This is a genomic window from Gracilibacillus salinarum (assembly GCF_022919575.1).
Classification (GTDB): domain Bacteria; phylum Bacillota; class Bacilli; order Bacillales; family Amphibacillaceae; genus Gracilibacillus; species Gracilibacillus salinarum.
Window position 1 is genome coordinate 375,335 of the sequence record NZ_CP095071.1, and the last position, 18,451, is coordinate 393,785.

General features: G+C 36.7%; 24 protein-coding genes. All 24 read left to right on the forward strand.

The window, feature by feature from the left end:
* Positions 1–47: 47 nt before the first annotated feature.
* A complete protein-coding gene (locus MUN87_RS01865; RefSeq protein ID WP_244745808.1) occupies positions 48–578 on the forward strand; it encodes a RuvC family protein in 531 nt (176 codons plus the stop codon).
* Positions 579–700: 122 nt separating this feature from the next.
* Positions 701–1,171 carry a hypothetical protein gene (locus MUN87_RS01870; RefSeq protein WP_244745810.1) on the forward strand — a complete coding sequence of 157 codons (471 nt, stop codon included), beginning with the start codon at positions 701–703 and terminating at the stop codon, positions 1,169–1,171.
* Positions 1,172–1,234: 63 nt separating this feature from the next.
* The gene (locus MUN87_RS01875) at positions 1,235–1,654 is read left to right on the forward strand and encodes a sigma-70 family RNA polymerase sigma factor (protein ID WP_244745813.1); all 420 of its coding nucleotides are present in this window, start codon (positions 1,235–1,237) and stop codon (positions 1,652–1,654) included.
* 363 nt (positions 1,655–2,017) lie between these two features.
* Positions 2,018–2,737, forward strand: a complete 720-nt coding sequence (locus MUN87_RS01880; RefSeq protein WP_244745814.1) for a hypothetical protein — start codon at positions 2,018–2,020, stop codon at positions 2,735–2,737.
* Positions 2,738–3,050: 313 nt separating this feature from the next.
* A complete protein-coding gene (locus MUN87_RS01885; protein WP_244745816.1) occupies positions 3,051–3,281 on the forward strand; it encodes a hypothetical protein in 231 nt (76 codons plus the stop codon).
* A 60-nt stretch (positions 3,282–3,341) separates the two neighbouring features.
* The gene (locus tag MUN87_RS01890) at positions 3,342–3,887 is read left to right on the forward strand and encodes a hypothetical protein (protein WP_244745818.1); all 546 of its coding nucleotides are present in this window, start codon (positions 3,342–3,344) and stop codon (positions 3,885–3,887) included.
* Positions 3,888–4,232 (forward strand): HNH endonuclease, encoded by a 345-nt coding sequence (locus MUN87_RS01895; protein WP_244745821.1) that lies wholly within the window; start codon positions 3,888–3,890, stop codon positions 4,230–4,232. It begins immediately after the preceding gene.
* 4 nt (positions 4,233–4,236) lie between these two features.
* Entirely contained in the window at positions 4,237–4,443 is a 207-nt protein-coding gene (locus tag MUN87_RS01900; RefSeq protein ID WP_244745823.1) for a hypothetical protein, read from the forward strand.
* Between the two features lie 129 nt (positions 4,444–4,572).
* Positions 4,573–4,911 carry a P27 family phage terminase small subunit gene (locus MUN87_RS01905; protein WP_244745824.1) on the forward strand — a complete coding sequence of 113 codons (339 nt, stop codon included), beginning with the start codon at positions 4,573–4,575 and terminating at the stop codon, positions 4,909–4,911.
* Complete coding sequence (locus MUN87_RS01910) at positions 4,908–6,551, forward strand: terminase TerL endonuclease subunit (RefSeq protein WP_244745826.1); 1,644 nt, start codon at positions 4,908–4,910, stop codon at positions 6,549–6,551. The genes MUN87_RS01905 and MUN87_RS01910 overlap by 4 nt, the downstream gene beginning before the upstream one ends.
* A 12-nt stretch (positions 6,552–6,563) precedes the next feature.
* On the forward strand, positions 6,564–7,691 hold the full coding sequence (locus MUN87_RS01915) for a phage portal protein (RefSeq protein WP_439649644.1): 1,128 nt from the start codon (positions 6,564–6,566) through the stop codon (positions 7,689–7,691).
* Positions 7,691–7,924: a hypothetical protein gene (locus MUN87_RS22400; RefSeq protein WP_369413987.1), complete on the forward strand. Its 234-nt coding sequence runs from the start codon at positions 7,691–7,693 to the stop codon at positions 7,922–7,924. Before MUN87_RS01915 ends, MUN87_RS22400 begins: the two co-directional genes overlap by 1 nt.
* Positions 7,885–8,472, forward strand: a complete 588-nt coding sequence (locus MUN87_RS01920; RefSeq protein WP_369414021.1) for a Clp protease ClpP — start codon at positions 7,885–7,887, stop codon at positions 8,470–8,472. Before MUN87_RS22400 ends, MUN87_RS01920 begins: the two co-directional genes overlap by 40 nt.
* Positions 8,473–8,485: 13 nt before the next feature.
* Positions 8,486–9,667, forward strand: a complete 1,182-nt coding sequence (locus MUN87_RS01925; protein WP_244745828.1) for a phage major capsid protein — start codon at positions 8,486–8,488, stop codon at positions 9,665–9,667.
* Between the two features lie 12 nt (positions 9,668–9,679).
* Complete coding sequence (locus tag MUN87_RS01930) at positions 9,680–9,991, forward strand: phage gp6-like head-tail connector protein (RefSeq protein WP_244745830.1); 312 nt, start codon at positions 9,680–9,682, stop codon at positions 9,989–9,991.
* Position 9,992: 1 nt separating this feature from the next.
* Entirely contained in the window at positions 9,993–10,361 is a 369-nt protein-coding gene (locus MUN87_RS01935; protein WP_244745832.1) for a phage head-tail adapter protein, read from the forward strand.
* Positions 10,358–10,750: a hypothetical protein gene (locus MUN87_RS01940; RefSeq protein ID WP_244745833.1), complete on the forward strand. Its 393-nt coding sequence runs from the start codon at positions 10,358–10,360 to the stop codon at positions 10,748–10,750. The genes MUN87_RS01935 and MUN87_RS01940 overlap by 4 nt, the downstream gene beginning before the upstream one ends.
* Entirely contained in the window at positions 10,750–11,133 is a 384-nt protein-coding gene (locus MUN87_RS01945; RefSeq protein WP_244745835.1) for a gp17 family tail completion protein, read from the forward strand. Before MUN87_RS01940 ends, MUN87_RS01945 begins: the two co-directional genes overlap by 1 nt.
* 13 nt (positions 11,134–11,146) lie before the next feature.
* Positions 11,147–11,779: a major tail protein gene (locus MUN87_RS01950; RefSeq protein WP_244745837.1), complete on the forward strand. Its 633-nt coding sequence runs from the start codon at positions 11,147–11,149 to the stop codon at positions 11,777–11,779.
* A 6-nt stretch (positions 11,780–11,785) separates the two neighbouring features.
* Entirely contained in the window at positions 11,786–12,826 is a 1,041-nt protein-coding gene (locus tag MUN87_RS01955) for a hypothetical protein (RefSeq protein WP_244745839.1), read from the forward strand.
* A gap of 36 nt (positions 12,827–12,862) precedes the next feature.
* On the forward strand, positions 12,863–13,225 hold the full coding sequence (gene gpG / locus MUN87_RS01960) for a phage tail assembly chaperone G (protein WP_244745841.1): 363 nt from the start codon (positions 12,863–12,865) through the stop codon (positions 13,223–13,225).
* A gap of 98 nt (positions 13,226–13,323) precedes the next feature.
* Positions 13,324–13,410: a phage tail assembly chaperone GT gene (gpGT, locus tag MUN87_RS22495; protein ID WP_439649652.1), complete on the forward strand. Its 87-nt coding sequence runs from the start codon at positions 13,324–13,326 to the stop codon at positions 13,408–13,410.
* A gap of 84 nt (positions 13,411–13,494) precedes the next feature.
* Positions 13,495–17,001, forward strand: a complete 3,507-nt coding sequence (locus tag MUN87_RS01965) for a phage tail tape measure protein (protein WP_244745843.1) — start codon at positions 13,495–13,497, stop codon at positions 16,999–17,001.
* On the forward strand, positions 16,991–18,427 hold the full coding sequence (locus MUN87_RS01970) for a distal tail protein Dit (protein ID WP_244745844.1): 1,437 nt from the start codon (positions 16,991–16,993) through the stop codon (positions 18,425–18,427). The genes MUN87_RS01965 and MUN87_RS01970 overlap by 11 nt, the downstream gene beginning before the upstream one ends.
* Positions 18,428–18,451 lie beyond the last annotated feature (24 nt).

Below are 18,451 nucleotides of genomic sequence, written 5' to 3' on the forward strand. Positions count from 1 at the left end.
TAGCATTATTAACTTTATTAAACAAATGAGAATGAGGCTGATATGAAATGAGATTCATAGGAATTGACCCAGCATCCAAAACTGGATTTGTAGCACTGGATGAACAAGGACAAGTATTAAGAGCAAAAGAATTAACTGGTATTGGTGATAAGGATCCGAAGCGAATGACCACTCTCATTTATGACATCATGCAGCATATTCAATCAGATGACATTATCTGCATCGAAGGCTTTCCATTCCAAACACAAAAAGCAATGTTTGCCGGTGGTTTACATCATGGCATTAGAAATGAATTGTTTCGTAGAGGGTTGAAATATTATGAGGTTGCTCCAAATGCTGTTAAGAAATTTGTGAATGAAACGGGATGGACAGGCGAACCAGGTAATAAGAAACGTTTAAAAGGTGCAGCTAAAAAAAGAGCAGTAATGAAGGCGGTGCAGGAGCACTATGGATTTGAACATCCAAGTGATAACGTGGTTGATGCTTATATCATGGCTCATATTGCTTTAGCAGCTAAAAAAGGTACAGTTCAACATTCGTACCAAGCAGATGTTTTAACCAAAGTAAAACTAGCATAGCTTAAATGTTTAAAATAAGACGATCTGAGAGTTATTCAGTTTGATAGGCACAAAGAGTCGAATCACACTTATAGAACGTTATGTGAATTGAAATAAGCATTAAATTTAGGAGGTTGACTAAAATGTCAAAAGTAGATTTGAACGTGTTGTTTAAAAAGATCCAGAAGGACGATAAAAAAGAAGTGTTGGAATTTCACGTTCAGGGGGATGAATTAGAGCATTCAGACGAGCTTGTGAACATGGCTGGCAACATTGCAGTGATCGGTGTTGAAAATAGCGAGGTAGATGATCTACCAGCTGAATTCAAGTCCATTCAACGTGACAGCAAGAAAACGGTACTTAAATTCAATGTGAAAGGCGATAGCCAGGGTAAAGTATTAAAGCTATATGAATATGCAGGCAGAAGTGTTGTTCTTTTACTAGAACCATCTCAAATGAGTATTGAAGAATTCGAAGAAGCTCACGAAGGTTTGGAATACAAAGTTAATCCTGATGGAACCGCAGCAGTACCAGAAGGTCAATTAAGCACAGAAGACATTCCAACTGGTGAGCCTAATGATGTAAACTTTGATGATGATGAACTACAAGAGTGATATTTATAGCCCTGTCTTTAGCGCAGGGCTTTTTACAAGCTAGAGCTAAGGCAGGTGAGTGCTTTGTATGAGTGGTTGAGAGATTACCAAAGGCTTATGCAGGAGATAGATTACTTAGAATTTGAGTTACAAAGGTACAAAAAAGAATTGGGGAGATGGTCTCGTGGTGATCTTAGCGACGTAAAGTTAACAGAAAAATCTAAAGCAGCTAATTTGGAAGAAATAATAAGAACCACTGAACATGAGTTAGCCCATAAAATGAATGACATGCGTGATGCCAAGACACTTATTAGTATGTTTAAAGGTTTGGACAACCAAATACTATATTTAAAGTACGTAGAGGGAATGACATTGGAAAGCATCGCGGAGGAATTGACATACAGTACCAGTCACATTTACAAAAAGCATGCAGAGATAATGAAATCCATCAAATTCGCTCACGAAATTAATTCACACTTTTCTTTCCCTCAATACCATGAATAGAAACCATTGAAAAAATGAATTATAGTAATAGTATAGAAAATTAAGTAACCGGTCAGGCAAATGCTTGGTCGGTTTTTATTATGAACCTATAGCGAATGTTTGTTTGTACTCTAATTAGCGGACACCTTTTGCTGTCACCTATATAGATGACAGTGGTGTCACCTACGTAGTTGACAGTGGTGTCATCTAATTAGCGGACCCCTAAACGAGTTTCTTCATTAAAGCGATTTTGCTAAAGAAAACATTAAAGAAAACATTAAAGAAAACTAGTAGCAAATGATTTCTTTTTCTTTAAAAAATAAAATATTGCAGGAATTTCTCTTCTTTTGTTGAAAGTAATATGATGAAGGGAGGAACAAATATATGAATTATAAAGAGAAAGTTAACAACCTATTAATTGATGCTGATATTAAATTGATAGAAAAGTATAAGGCGGTTGCTCTGTTAGTAAATTCATCGGTTGTTGCACAAGAGAGATATATTAATTCAGAGCATATTACTGCGTTATCATTAATCGGTGGGATTCCTAATCATTATAGATTTAATATCGAAATGGATCATCAATTAGGAAGAGAGAGATTAATAAATGAATATCAAACTTCTATTCCAAAGAATATAGCTGAATTTTATTTAATAACAATTGTATCCAGTTTTGATATTCTGTTACAAGAAATATACAAAATATTATTGGAAGAAAGAGAGTTATATGACAGAGAAATTGTCGAGGAAAAAGTAAGCAGTGCTTGGTATTATAAAAATTTACCGGATTATTTTCAAAGGGAATTAAAATTGAAAAAACCATCAAAAAGTAAATTTAAATTTCAAGATTACTTTAATACTTACAATATACTGAGGCAAATGAGACACTCTTTAGTTCATACGGATGGGAAGTTGTCTGATAAGCAATACTATAATATTGACAAAATAGAAAAAAAAATTCCTGAAGAAGCATCAGTATTAAATTCTCACTTAATAGATGGAAGGGAAATCATATTTGATATGGAAACCATCGCTTGGTTAAGGTTCTGGAGCCATTCGTTTATAAGTACTTTAATAGTATCGTTTGAAGAGACCTTAAGTTAATCTAAAAAGCATCAAATGTGGGTGCTTTTTCTATTGCGTGAAAAAAGGTAATCGTGTGTGTGGCGATTTAGTATAGTAAAATTATCCAACTATTGATATAATTCCATTTAGATAATCATGCATAGGGAGTAACAGAATAGAATTAATTGAAGATAATGCAATGCCAGGAATTTATTACAAAATAAAAGATAAATTAAGACATCTCAATGAGGTGTCTTTTTACTGCACAAAAAGCATTCACTGCTAAACGGTGAGTGCCTTTTATCTTAATATCCTTCGTTATTTGACGATAAATCAATAGGGAGGGATTATATTGGATAATTTAGAAGTGAATTTATTTAATTGGAATAGCTTATGGGATGTAGCAGGTCCATTTATCATAATGGGAATTACTGCTGTGGTTCTAGGAATTGTATTTATGATTATCATTAATTTAATACCAAGAGGAATTTTAAGAGAAATAGTCAGGATCTTAGCAATAGTTGCAATTATTGGTGGATCACTATTGTCATTGCAAATAGCAGCTAATATTTGGAGTCATTAAATCAGTAAAGACATCTCAAATGAGGTGTCTTTTTATTATGCATAAAGGGAGATGAGTATATTGAAGAACGCCTTTTTCTCTAAAGAAGCTATAAAGTATTTGCAATCAATGTATCCACATGTAACGGAAGCGATGTTCAATGGATTACTAAGTATGTTTGAATTAAAACCTATAAACAAATCAGTTAATAATACCCAAATTATCGAGTCAAGGCACGCGCTACTGATACCGACGGAAATTTCAAATGCTCTTGGTATTGATAATGAAATAACTTTCTCTGATAAATTAGACATCTTATATTACGTACCAGAAAAAAATATAGATGCAGTTGATGCTTTAAAGTATGCTTACGAGCACATGAATGAAAGGAATGGAAATCCATTACTCACAATCGAATTGGTAAACGAAGAATCAGTGCCTAAAGTATTTTATGAAGGTGAAAAAATAACAAAAAAGATAAGAGTTTCTTTTGACTGGGAAACTGAAACTGATGAGTTTGGTGGGACAAGATATAATATTGAACACTATGTTACTGGACATGGTTTCCCAACCAGAAGAGGTTACAGGTTGGAAAGAGGCAAGTATGAATTTGAAGGCGATAATTAAATGCCTGAATACAAAACAAGAGAACAGAAGCGTAAGTTCTATGACGGTAAAGCATGGAAGCTGCTAAGAGTTAAGGTTAAAGAGCGAGACAATTACGAATGCCAGGAATGTAAACGGCAAGGTAGAGTAACCATTGATACAAATGAGTACAGTGAATCAGCTAAGCGCAAGAAAATCATGCTGGTTGTGGACCATATCAAAGAGATAGAAGATCATCCGGAGCTTGCACTTGATGAAGATAACTTGGAAACCAAATGCGTTAATTGTCATAACTACAAGCACGGAAGGTACGTTGACTTTTCTTTGTGGAGGAAGAAACCTAAGTGGGATGATGAATGGTGGTGAGAAGATGATAACAGTAACAATGCCAATCGATGAGTATGAACGAATGAAGAGAGATCTAGAGAGGTTAAAAGAGGAAAGCATTTACCGATATGCTAAACGAGATTACAGTGACATAAAAAGAGATGAGTATGAAATCACTATAGATGTTCGTTCAATAGAAAGGACTATAGCACAAAAAGAAAGTAAAGCTGTCAGCTTCCGAACAATCTAGACCCCCCACCTAATTATTTTTGCGATTTTAACAGCCGGGGGCACCGGTGAAGGGGGAGTCTGCTGTCCAAAAAAATTCAAAATTCCACACTTATATTAGGGGGGGATAAAAAAAGAAGGGGGGGTTTTTGTGAGCGGAGTTGTAAAAATTACCGATTTGGAAAAACAATTAATGCTAAGAATCGATACAAATGATTTAGTAGAAGTTGATAAAGTAAAGCGATATATCGCTATTGTGAAGCAGATTCGCAGGCTCCAAACGGAAATAAATAAGAATGGTGTTTTAACCACGACCGTTAACGGAAGCCAGGAATTTATGAAAACAAATCCTGCAATAAATGAATTGAATAAGCTCACAAAAACGTTAATTTCGCTTGAAAAATCTATTAAATTTGAATTGATTAACCCCCCAGAGCTTAATGATGAGAAAAAGGATAATGACGAACCTAAAGTCAGTGATTTGTATTGATCTACCAAAAATATGTACAGGAATATATTCAAGCCTGGCGATCGGGTAAGATTATTTTTAATCAGGAAAGAATAGATTTGGTAAAGCAACTGGAAACAGAGGTGCTTGTTCGCGATGATATATATTTCGATGAAGATCAAATCGAGCAATGTATCAATTATATTGAAAAATGGTATTTCAAACTTGAATTATTCCAAAAGTTTATTATTGCATTCATCTTTTTAAAATATATAAAGCGAGACAAACTTTACTTTAAAGATATTGTAATTGTGATTGCTCGCGGTAATGGTAAAAATGGTTTAATCTCTGGACTTTCGGATTACTTTATCAGTCCTGGTCATGGGATTGAGGGTTACAACGTTGATGTGGTTGCAAATAGTGAAGACCAAGCTGAAACATCAGTAAAAGAAGTTTTCAACATGAAAGAGAAAAATAAAAATCTTATGAGAGATTTTTTTCGGTGGACAAGAACAAAAATCACCGGAAAGAAAACTTTATCTGAATTTGCATTCAAAACATCAAATGCGGACACGAAAGATGGCGGCCGACCTGGTTGCTTAATCTTTGATGAGTGGCATATTTACGAAGAGATGAAACTTATTAATACATTAAGCTCAGGTTTAGGAAAAGTAAAACATAGAAGGCGAATATTTATATCCACCAACGGTCATGTCCGTGGTGGTTTTTTTGATAAGTTTATAGAGCAATGTCTTGAAGTATTGAAAGGTGGAAGTAAACGAAAAAACCGATTTGTCTTTATTTGCAAGATGGATAATAAAGATGAAGTGGAAAATCCGGACTTATGGGAGAAAGCTAACCCAATGTTTAGTAAGCCATTGAGTCCTTATGCTGAAGAACTATTTGATACAGTTATGGACGAATATTTAGATTTAGAAGATGATTCATCCGGGCGACCAGAATTTATGGCCAAAAGAATGAACCTACCACAGGAGGATAATACAACACGTATTGCATCTTGGGATGACATTATGGCAACGAACAGGCCCATACCTTATGAAAAACTGCAACATCAAACATGTGTAGGAGCAATTGACTTTTCATTCATAAAAGATTTTACCGCCTGTGGTGTGTTATTCAAAGATGGTGAAAATTATATTTGGGATAGTCACCAGTTTGCTAGAAGAGATTTTGTAAAGGAAGCAAATCTTAAACCGCCAATTGAAGAGTGGGAAGAAGAAGGCTTATTAACCCTACTAGATGAACCAGCAATAAATATACAGTATATGGTTAATTATTTTTGTGAAATGCGTGAAAAATATGGGTTAAACACAATAGTTGGTGACACCTTCCGTTTAGACATTGTTAAGACAGCATTAGAAGCGGAAGGTTTTCATGTCTTGTATATTCGTAATCCACATGCTATTTATGCAAGACTTGCACCAAGAGTTGAGCTTCTCTTTGCTCAACATAGAGTTATATTTGGAGACAACCCTTTAATGAGATGGAACACCAACAATATTGCTGTGAAAGTAAAAGGAGACGGTAATAAAGATTTTCTAAAGAAAGATGAAGTCAGAAGAAAAACTGATGGTTTTACTGCATTTGTTTATGCTATGTGGCAGGCGGATAATTACTTGGAAGAAGAAGAGGAATTCTATCTAGATGAAATTAGCTTTTAAGGAGGTGAGGCATTGGGGTTATTAGACTTATTCAAGGGACATAGCGAATTAGAGCAAATGCATGATCAGGGGTTAATAGAGGATATTTCAGAACGAATTCATATGAAAAAATTAGCTATACAGATTTGCGTAAACTTAATTGGTCGTACAATTAGTCAATCGGAGTTCCGCGTAAAAGACGGAGAAAAACTGATTAAAACCGAGTTGTACTATAGATTGAACGTTAGACCAAACAAAAATATGTCAGCGTCTCAATTTTGGCAAACAGTCATTTATAAGTTAATTCACGATAATGAATGTTTAATTATTAAATCAGACAGTGATGACCTACTAATAGCTGATGATTTTTATCGAGACGAATATGGTTTGGTTGAAGATATTTTTAAATCAGTCACAATCAAGAATTTTACTTACAGTCGAACCTTTAGAATGAGCGATGTCATTTATCTCGAGTATGACAATGAAAATTTATCCAAACTACTAAGTTCTCTGTACAGTGATTACGGAGAATTATTCGGTAGGTTGATAGAATATCAAAAATTAAATTATCAAGTACGATCTACTGTTGATACCGAAGATGTCCATAGTAAGGATCCGAAAAAGCGTGCAAAAATGCAAAAATTCATAAACGATATGTATGCATCGATTCGTTCCAAAGTCTTTGCTATTGTTCCGCAGCAAAAAGGGTTCAAATATGAAGAACATGCAAAGACAAATAATTCTGGAAACACTATCGATGATATTAATAAGATTACAAACGGTTATCTCGATCAAGTATCAAAAGCACTTGGCATTCCGCCATCGTTAGTACATGGCGAGATGGCTGATGTCGAAAAACATACACGTAATTTTATGACTTTTTGTATAGATTCCTTGCTTAAGAAAATTAAAGATGAGTTTGACGGTAAATTCTTTTCAAAACAGGAGTACCTATCTGGTCAGCGTATGGACATAAGGCGTGTAACATATCGCAATATGTTTGATGTAGCTACTGCAGTAGATAAATTACGTTCATCTGGTGTCGCGAATGGCCATGAATTAAGAGATGAACTAGGAATGGAGGAGTCCGATGATCCGATCCACGATAAATACGTTATCACGAAAAACTATTCAGAGACCGTTGAAGGAGGTGAGAATTGATGCCGTATAAATTAAAAATCAAAGGTACTATTGTATCTGATGACATATCTTGGATCTATGAACTGTTTGATATTGATCATACTTCACCAAGCATGGTAGAAAAAGCCCTTGATAATGCTAATGGTGATGATTTAGAAATCTTAATTAATAGCCCGGGGGATCTGTATTCGATGGTTCTGAAATTTACTCTACCATTAAAGATTATTCAGGAGATTCAACGGTTAAAATTGTAGGTATTGCGGCGAGTGCAGCCTCCGTAATTGCGATGGCTGGAAAAAAAGTTCTGATGTCACCGACAGCACAAATGATGATACACAATGCCATGAATAGAGCTGCAGGTGATTATCGGGATATGGACCGTAATTCAGGTTTTCTGAAGAATGTAAATCAATCTATTATAAACGCTTATAAGATTAAAACTGGAAAAAGTGATGAAGAATTACAATCTATGATGGATGATGAAACTTGGATGACAGCTCAACAAGCAATAGAGCACAATATGATTGATGAAATTATGTTTGATGAAAGTTATCAAGCGGTAGCAGCTGTTGATTCTGTAGTACTCCCCAAACAGGTTATTGATAAAGTTAGAAATCAAGGTGGTTTTAAAAAGCCGACCAACACAACAGATTTGAATGAAGAAACTATCAAGCAGATGTTCGAAGAATTCAAATCTGAAATCAAAAATGAAATGCAACAAAATAACGAACTACAAAATCAAGAGCCTACTCCTGCTGAATCTAAGCAGAACATGAGTAAGCTTTTTTTAAATTTAAAATAAAAGGAGAATGAACATGCCAATCAAATTTAACAATTTCGAAGAAAAGAAACAAGCTTTTGCAACAGCGACGCAAAACGGAACAGAAGAGGAACAATCACAAGCGCTATCCAATATGCTTGAAGCACTTGCGAATGATGTTCGTGGCGATATTTTAAGTGAAGTAAATGCGAATATGGGCGATAACCTTGCGTTACAGTCACGTGGACAAAACGTGCTAACTAGTGAAGAAACAAAATTCTTTAATGCTGTAATAGAAGATGGTGGGTTTAAAGAAAAAGATACGTTACCAGAAACAACTCAGGAGCGCATTTTTGAAGAAATCGTTAAGGATCACCCACTTTTAGGGGAAATTGGTATTCAAAACTTAGGCGCAGTAACTGAATTTATTTATTCCAATGATCCAACCGGTCAAGCTGTTTGGGGAGATCTATTCGGAGAAATTCAAGGTCAATTAAACGCTACGTTCCGCAAAGAAAAAATCACGCAATTGAAACTTACTGCTTTTGTACCTATTGCAAAAGATATGTTAAAGCTAGGGCCTGCATGGATTGAGCGTTATGTGCGTACTATCATTCGGGAAGCAATGCGAGCAGGTTTAGAACGCGGATATGTGGCTGGCCGTGGTTCTGCACAAAGCGAACCAATCGGTTTATTGAAACACGTAGATAAAGAAACGGGTGCAGTAACAGATAAAACAGCTGCAGGAACTTTAACTTTCGATCCTGGTCGCAAAACCATCAATGAATTAAGAGGTGTGGTGAAAAAATTAGCTGAGAAGTTAAAGCCAGATGGTACCGTAGCGGATCACCCACGTAAAGTGGAAAGTAAAATCGTTATGGTGACAAATCCTTTTGACACTTTCGATATCAAAGCAAATGCAACAACACAAAATGCTAATGGTGCTTATGTGACAAACTTGCCATTCAATCCAATTCAAACAGAATCCGTATTTGTGCCACAAGGAAAAGTGCTTTTCTTTGTAAAAGGCGAATATATCGCTGCAGTTGGTGGTGGTGTAGAAGTCAATCGATACAAAGAAACCTTAGCACTTGAAGATGCAGATGTATTCATCGCAAAACAATACGCTACTGGTAAGCCGAAAGATAACAACGCTTCGCAAGTGTATGACTTGAATATTGATGGAGTAACCACCACGACAACTAGCTCTACAACTACTACGACAACTAGCGCGTAAGAGGTGATTTAATTGGAAATCACACCGAAAATTGTAAATGAATTCAAGAGCAGAGTGCACATCTCACATAATGGAGAGGATGACAATCTGAAGCGGTTGTTATCCTTTTCTTATGCCTATGTGGAAAGTAAATGTGGTACTTTTGATCTTGAAGGTGAAACCTCCATTGATATTAGAGCGACGGAATTAGTTCTGGAACGAACAAGATATGCCTACAATGATGCTGTTGAATATTTCGAAGATAATTTTCTGAGTGAAATCACTAGCTTAGGTATAGATATGCTACCAGATACAACAACAACTACTACATCTGGAGGTGGTTAGTATGCGAAAATTTGAATATAAACCACCTCGCTTGCACAGTGGTCAATTGAGAACACCTACCACTTTCTATGAATATGAACCCAATCAAGGTCCTGAACCTGGCGAACAAGAAAAGCGCACTTTGTATGAATGCATGGCCAAGATTGATGAAGTGTGGTTGAAAGACGTGGAATTAGCCAAATCAAACGGCACGTTATCAGACATTACGATCACCATACGTGATCCATTACAGGAGTATGTACCGACTGATAAGCATTATATTTCGATTGAGCATCCACAGTACAAAAATAATCGATACAACGTTAAACATGTTCAGCCGGATCCACAAAACAATCGTTTTATTAATGTGATAGCGGAGTTGGTCACATGAGTGTGAAAATCAAAGGCCTAAATAATCTACTGTCGGACTTGGAAAACAAGTTAGGTAAACAAGCCATGCAACACATTAGTGATAAGGCCTTAGTCGAAGCAACAGACGAATTTGTCAAAGAACTAAAAAGAGAGTTTGAGACATTTAAGGACACAGGCGCAAGCATTGAGGAAATCACAGTAAAAGGACCTGTATGGGAAAATGGATCAAGGATTATGAAAGTTCACTGGCGTGGACCACATGATCGATATCGCATCATTCACTTAAATGAGTGGGGTACCATTAATAATCCGAATCCAGATGGTAAAGGTGCAATTGCAAGAGCGTTGAAAAATAGTGAGAAAGCTTATCGAAATGCGGTCAAGAAAGCGTTGAAAGGTGGTGTGTAATGGACATCTTAGACATGGTTTATAAAGCATTAATTGCTGATGCCTATATTTATGACCAAGCTTTTGGACGTATTAAGTTTTATGAATATCCTGAAACAGGGGATGTCGATAATCCATATATCGTGATTGATCCTATTGATACACCGACACCTAGTCAATATGCAGATGATCAATGGACAAAGCTAGATTTTTTACTACAGATTGACGTTTGGAGTCGAGATAGGAAATTAACTGAAGAGATCTCTGATAAGATTCGAGATGTCATATGGAAGACATTCCGATTCGCTCAGCGAGCAGGGCCAAAAGAATATGATCAAGGTGTTTTTCGTGATGCTAGGAGGTATCGCGGTTCTTTGTATAGAGAAGATTTAAATAATTTATAGGAGTGATGAAAAAATGGCAGGAGAAGAAAAGAACTATAGATCATCCACAGGCGTGGATGAATTTCACTATGGCATTGTAGGAGATGAATTAATTGCAGCTTCTATTGAACGAGTGAAGTTTTTGCAAAATATCACAGTGGAAATGCCGCAAGAAATTGTGCCAGCTTACGGCGATAACACTACTGCAGAATTAGCTGTTTCTAGTGGTGATGTTAGTGTTACATCTGGCTTTCATAAAATCCCTATTGAAGACAAACAGAATCTGTTAGGATGGGAATCTGTTGAGGGATTAACGGCAGCAGGTAGTAATGACAATCCACCATATGTCGCATGCGTATTTGCGAAAACTTATGAAGATGGTTCGACAGAATACGTAGGTTTACCGAAAGGTATTTTCACAAGACCATCAATTAACGGTAATACCAAAGGTGGAAGCACGGAGTTTTCGAGTGAAGAAATCACAGCGCAATTTATGGATCGACAAGTAACAGGTTTCTCAGAAGAAAAATCGGTTATATTTGCACGAGATGCTAAAGGAGACACCACTAATCGTGATGCTTTATTTCAAAAGGTGTTTGGCCAAGCATATCCAACAACGACAACTACTACTTCTAGCACTACGACGTCAACCACAGTCGGAGCATAATAGAGGATGAAGTATATACTTTGTCAGCCTGCTATATTACGTTTCAAATGGGAACTAGAAGTGTGCATTACTAGGTTGCAAAAATTAGGGATACAAGACATTATCCTCTTGTTTACGCAAGGGGATGATGATATTCCTAAATATTTCAAGTTTTTGGGTTGTGAAGTGCATGTTTATCAAGATAATCGAGCAGATAAGTCCTATATTCCGTCCATCAAACCCTATTTATGGATGATGTATCTAGAAGAAGATTCATCTAGAGAAAATGGATCTTATTTTTATTTAGACAGCGATGTGTTGTTGAGGGAAATTCCAAAAGTGAGACCGACCAAAAAAATGTGGTATGCATCGGATTGTAGAGGCTACATTGGTAATCAATATATCGATAGCAAGGGAGAACGTTTGCTAGAAGATATGTGTAGGGCGATTGGAATAGATCATCCATTCATTAGAAAAAAAGATCCAGTTGGTGGTGCACAATGGGCGATTAAAAATCCTTCTTATGCATATTGGAAAAAGGTATATCAAGATTCGATTACACTTTATAAACTGCTAGACCAAACCAACACGGATATTCAAAAATGGACAGCGGAGATGTGGGCGCAACTATGGAATGTGTATCATTTTGGCATAGATGTTAAAGTGCCTGAAGAAATGAATTTTTCTTGGCCAACAGATCCAGTACAGAAATATTATGAGACAAAAATTTTCCATAATGCCGGTGTAGTGGATGATCATCAATCTTTATTTTTTAAAGGGAAATATGTAGACCATACTCCGTTTGAGGATGACCTATCACATGTTAACCAGGAGAAAGCATCGATAAAATACGTTGAAGCAATTAAGGAGGTGCGACCATTGGCTAAAGCAAAATATATCGTACTAGAGAGTTTTAAAGACTTAGAAGAGGACAAGGACTATGAAAAGGATAAGCCTTTTCCGAGACCAGCTAATAAAAAAATAATTCAAGAACGATTAGACGAATTGGCATCATCTAATAACAAAGCAGGTAGACCATTAATTAAAAAGATCGAAGAGCAGGGTTAAAACCTTGCTCTTTCTATTTTAGGAGGAATAATCATCATGGCTAATTTAAAACGAAACATGTTAGAACTTGTGAAAAATCCAGAAGGCGTCTTAAAAGGCGACGAACCAGAAATTGAAAAAGTATGGACACCAGCATTTATTCCATTACGTGTAGCTCGCAATGCAATTGAAGTATGGCATGAAGTAGAAACAGATCGAACCATGTCCGAAGCAGACCGATTTGATAAAATTGCCGATTTCGTTGCTAACGAGGTATTCGCCGGCAAGATTACTACGGATGATATTTACAATCGTCTGCACGCTCCAGGAGGTCAAGACGTTTTAAAACAACAACTTATTTTTGTGGCACAAGGACAACAGTCAGATGACACAAAAAACTTCCTGGCGAAGAAAAGTTAACGGATGAGGACTTTTCTATCGCTAAACAGGCTGAATACTTAGATAAGCTCATCCTCAAATTAATGAACAGCGGGAAAGATATCAACGAGATACTAGAAATGCCTATTCATTATGTTGTGCAGCTGATGCAAGATAAAAACAAACCACAGAAAAAAGATTCACTTATTGCGGCTTTTGGTGGCTAGGAAAGGAGGGGAAAGTACATGCCTGAAAGAATAGAAGGTCTGTCCATTGAGCTTGATCTTGATTCAATGAAGGTCAATTCCGGTTTGAAAGATTTAAAATCTCAGTTGACGGTCGTAAATAGTGAAATGAAAGCTAACATGTCTGCCTTTGACCGTAGCGATAAATCGATTGAAAAATATGAAACACGATTAAGAGGCTTAAACCGAAAACTAGAAGTCCAACAGTCTGTGACAGAAAGCGCTCGTAAAACCTATGAAAAGATGGTTAAAGAGCATGGGGAAGGATCCAAAGAAGCACAAAAGGCAGCAAAAGAATATAACAACCAGGTTGCTTCTTTAAATAATCTAAGTCGTTATGTCGGACGAGTCGAAGATGATCTTGCGAAGCTAAAAGAAGAACAACGTATCTCTAATAGCAATTGGACCAAGATGGGAAACAAATTAGACAGTGCCGGCAATAAAATGCAAGCCTTTGGTGATCGAGTTTCTGGAGTTGGGAATGTGATGTCTACGACTTTGACACCTGCTGTTTTAGGTGCGGGTGCTGCCATGGGAGTCGTTGCTTCCAGTTACGAAGATTCTGCTGTCAAGATACAAAATTCTTTAGGTCTAACTGCAGAAGAAGCTAAAGAATTAACGGATATATCTCGTAATATTTATAAGAATGGTTTTGGTGAAAGTGCTGAGGAGATCGATCACGCATTATTACAAACCAAGCAAAACATACGAGATTTAAATAACGAAGATTTGGAACGAATAACCGAAAAAGCATTCTTATTAGCTGATACCTTTGAGTCAGACGTAAACGAGGTCACACGAGCTGGAAACAATGTCATGAAGGGTTTTGGTATTGAAGCAGACGAAGCCTTTGATTTGATGGCCAGAGGAGCGCAGAACGGTCTTAACTTCTCTAATGAAATGTTTGATAACCTGAGCGAGTATTCCACTTTATTTGCTAATATGGGTTATTCTGCAGAGGAGTATTTTGAGTTACTGCAAAAAGGAACCGATGCCGGCGTTTATAACTTAGATTATATTAACGACGTAATGAAGGAATTTCAGATCCGGATCAAGGATGGCAGTAAAACAACTACTGATGCTATGGGTGAACTATCTGAATCTACTCAGGAAGTATGGGAGCAATTTGAGGATGGTGATAAAACGGTAAAAGACATGTCCAACGCCGTATTGAAAGAATTGGAAGGTATGGACGATCAAGTAGCAGCTAATCAAATCGGTGTCGAGCTTTTCGGTACCAAGTGGGAAGATCTAGAATCAACTGCCATGTATTCGATGAGTGAAATTGGAGAAGGTATCGAAGACGTAGATGGCACCATGGACGATATGACCAAAAATGCAGAACAATCCATTTTGAAACAATGGAAGGCAACGTGGCGTGAAGCAAAAGAAGTCTTATTACCGGTTGGTGATACGCTTCTTGATTTTACACGTGATGTCCTACCAGATGTTAAAGATGGCATAGAAGATGTAACAGACTGGTTTGAAGAACTAGATGACGAAGGTAAAAAGAACATTGTCATGTTAGGTGGCATTGCTGCAGCTGCCGGTCCTGTATTATCTGTAGTTGGTGGTTTAAGTACAGGTATTGGTGGATTGATGAAAGTAACTGGTGGTTTATCTAAAGGTCTTGGTAAAGTTGGAGGTAAAGGATTACTTGGCAGGATAGGTCTCATGGGTGTTACTGGTGGTCCTGTTGGTTTAGCAATAGCAGGAGTAGGAGCGCTAGGAGTTGGTATCTACGCTTTAACAAGTAACACAGAAGATTTAAAAGAAGTTAATTTTGATGTAGTTAAGCAAATGGAAGAAGAAATAACAACTTTAGAAAACGTAACAACCAAATTTGACGAAATGAAAGAAGTTAATAAACTAACTAAAGATGAAATGCTTGAGTATATGGATACATTAGCTTTATTAGAGCAAACAAGTGCGCCTGACAAAGTAAAAGAATTAAAAACTAGACAAGAAGAGTTACTTGAGAAGTCAGGTTTTACAAATAAAGAAATGCAAACATTTATAGATTTAAATGATGATATTATCGAAAAGGCACCTGGGACTGCACAAGCTATAAGCAGTGAAGGAGAAGCTTATGTTGAAACTACGGAAGCAATTAAACAGTTAACAGAAGAAAAATTACGTGAACAACAGATAGCTGCAAGAAATGAATTATCAAAAGCACTTGAAAACGAAAAAACATTAATAGAAGAAAAGAATGCACTTGTTCAAGATAATATTGCACTTGAACAAGAATTAAATCGTTTAAGTGAAAAACGCCCTAAATTACAACAAGAATTATCATCAGAGCAAAGTAAATTAAATGGTTTGAACAGAGAATTAAAAGAACTAGAAGAAGATTCCTATAACATCGGGGGTGAAAAATGGCAGCAAAAGAAAGAAGAAGTAAGGCAACAGGAAATAGCAGTTTCTTTAGTACAAGCTGAGTATGATGGAGTTCGAAAACTAATAGATGGTAAGACGGAAGAATATTCTGAAAATCAAAATAACTTAGAATCTAAAAGGGAGCAATTGAAGCAAACGGAAGGACTTGTGGCTGAGTATGAACAACTCATTCTTGCGCAAGTAGATGTCAATGCTGAAAGAGGAAAAGGTCTTGAAGCGCTAGACTCTGAGATTGCAAAACAATTAGAAATAAGAAATGGTTTGAGACAACAAAAAGAAGATGGAGAATTAACAACTCAAGAATATACTAGGCGTGTTCAAGAAGCACAAAATGAAATTGATAAATTACGTGATGCTAAAGGTGAATTACAAACTATTAATGAATTAGCTAAAACTGATGTTTATTCGGGTAGGATTTCTGATATTCAAAGGGAAGATAAAGAGTTAGGCGATGTCAAAAATAGTGCGAATGATATTAATAGTTTATTAGGAAAAGACATCAATAAAAATGTTGACGTTGATGACAATGGCACTGCTGATAAAGTTCATGACGAGGCAACGAAAAAAGGTAATAAAAATGTAGACGTTAGTCTAGCTAGACGGAACAGTATTTGGGATTTAATCCCTAGTTCTGTAAATGTCGGAATTAATTTAATTGGTGGAGCATTAGGCTTTGCAAAAGGAACCGATTCACACCCAGGCGGAGTTTCTTGGTTAGGTGAAGAAGGACCGGAGCTAGTTAAACACAACAACAAATGGGCCATGGCTAGTCTTGGTTTATATGACGTGCCAAAGGGTGCACAGGTTTTTACGAATAAGGAGACCACGAAAATGATTAGTCCTATTCCAGGTTTCGCTTCAGGTATTAGTCCTGCAGGTGAAGCCGATAGGATTATTCATAGCTTAAGAAACAATCCTTTTAATAAATTACTTGCATTACTAGGTAAACAAAGCAATACCCAAACTCAACCATCAAGAACTAATAATTCAGCTACAGACTACACGAAAGATCTATTAAACGCCACACTGCAGCAAAATGAAATCCTTATGCAGTTGTTAGCTAAGGATACAAATCCTATCATAGATGTTAGATCACTAGGAAAAGGATTGGAACCTGTCATTACTGAAACTCAGACTCGTAAACAGAAGGTGAGGGAGAAATTTGGCGTATGAATCGATAACATTTAACGGTATAAGAAAAGATTGGCTATATATTGAGCGTGGCCGAAGCAAACCTCCCTTTGCTGCTAGGAAACGAAATCTCTTAACGGTGCCCGGCTATCCAGGTGGTTACCTGGCATCTACGGACATTGATCCATTACCAATTAGTCAGCCTGTAGGTTTTCGTATTAAAGATGATGCGGATGCTTTGACCAAAAAAGATGAACTAGCGGAATGGCTGTTAACGGATAAACCTGTCCCATTAAAATTTGACGACGAACCTGGTCGCATCTATTATGCTGTAGTCCAAAATACTCTTGATGATTTCGAAAAAATGGCTGTATTAAGAAGAGGCACCATTCAATTTATATGTCCGGATCCGTATGCCTATGGTCCTGAAAAGCCATTTAGTGCCACATCCGATTACTTTAATATCAAAAATGAAGGTACCGCAGAAGCAGAACCAGTTTTTGAATTTGAAGTCACAGCACCTATTACGTTTTTAATGATCCAAAATCAACTTGGCGAATACAACATGGTTGGCAAACCTATAGATTTAACAAAACAAGAGCCAGTACAAGAATACGAAAGATTGATCTATAACCCTATGAACAGTGTGACTGGATTCACAACGGCAACTCGCGTTGAAAATAGTTATATACAGGGCGTGATGGACGCGAATGGGGCAATGATAGCTACTGATTTTGGGGTAGAACGATCGAGTGAATTTTACGGACCTGCTGTTAAAACAAGTGTTAGCGAAGTATTATCTGATTTTATGGTAGATATGTTAGTTACATTTGATAACGGTAATAGCCCCGGACAAGTCGGAAAAGTTGAACTGTACTTATATGATGAATTGGAAAATGTCATAGCTAAATTAGCGATGCAAGACGCCTGGGCGCATAGAAGTATGACAAACGGAATTATTAGAATTGGTGATCAAACCGTTAATAATTACATGATTGATGAAAATAATGCGTACTGGAACAGCTTCTACGGTATATTACGAATACTGAGAAAAGGGGATTATTGGGAAGCCTACATTGCGGAATTAGACGAAAACAGAAAACACCATACTAGAAAATTTACATCTTTTAAAGATAATGAAGGTTTATTTACAGACAAGCAATTAGCTCAAGTAGGTATCCATATTGCAAGATGGGGCGCTGCTGATGAAGTAAGAACATTTGTGCATCATCTATCGGTGTCTAAAATAAATAGTCTTGGTAATAACGGGGTTCCCTACATTGCGGATGTAGGCGACATTATCACATTTGACCACACTAATAATGGACAAGTTTATATTAATGGTGAGCCTTACGAGGATAGCATTTTAGGCGCTGATTATTTTACCCTGAAAAAAGGTGATAACAACCTATTAGTTATGCCCGGTAGCCTAAAAACAAGTGGTAGTTATCGAGAGCGGTATTTATAAACAGAATGTCATAGCAAGAAAAGA

Coding starts and splice junctions, on each gene's coding strand:
- MUN87_RS01935 (WP_244745832.1), top strand. CDS start 9,993: ATGCGAAAATTTGAATATAAACCACCTCGCTTGCACAGTGGTCAATTG.
- gpGT (WP_439649652.1), top strand. CDS start 13,324: ATGCCTATTCATTATGTTGTGCAGCTGATGCAAGATAAAAACAAACCA.
- gpG (WP_244745841.1), top strand. CDS start 12,863: ATGGCTAATTTAAAACGAAACATGTTAGAACTTGTGAAAAATCCAGAA.
- MUN87_RS01950 (WP_244745837.1), top strand. CDS start 11,147: ATGGCAGGAGAAGAAAAGAACTATAGATCATCCACAGGCGTGGATGAA.
- MUN87_RS01900 (WP_244745823.1), top strand. CDS start 4,237: ATGATAACAGTAACAATGCCAATCGATGAGTATGAACGAATGAAGAGA.
- MUN87_RS01940 (WP_244745833.1), top strand. CDS start 10,358: ATGAGTGTGAAAATCAAAGGCCTAAATAATCTACTGTCGGACTTGGAA.
- MUN87_RS01955 (WP_244745839.1), top strand. CDS start 11,786: ATGAAGTATATACTTTGTCAGCCTGCTATATTACGTTTCAAATGGGAA.
- MUN87_RS22400 (WP_369413987.1), top strand. CDS start 7,691: ATGCCGTATAAATTAAAAATCAAAGGTACTATTGTATCTGATGACATA.
- MUN87_RS01865 (WP_244745808.1), top strand. CDS start 48: ATGAGATTCATAGGAATTGACCCAGCATCCAAAACTGGATTTGTAGCA.
- MUN87_RS01870 (WP_244745810.1), top strand. CDS start 701: ATGTCAAAAGTAGATTTGAACGTGTTGTTTAAAAAGATCCAGAAGGAC.
- MUN87_RS01880 (WP_244745814.1), top strand. CDS start 2,018: ATGAATTATAAAGAGAAAGTTAACAACCTATTAATTGATGCTGATATT.
- MUN87_RS01895 (WP_244745821.1), top strand. CDS start 3,888: ATGCCTGAATACAAAACAAGAGAACAGAAGCGTAAGTTCTATGACGGT.
- MUN87_RS01945 (WP_244745835.1), top strand. CDS start 10,750: ATGGACATCTTAGACATGGTTTATAAAGCATTAATTGCTGATGCCTAT.
- MUN87_RS01925 (WP_244745828.1), top strand. CDS start 8,486: ATGCCAATCAAATTTAACAATTTCGAAGAAAAGAAACAAGCTTTTGCA.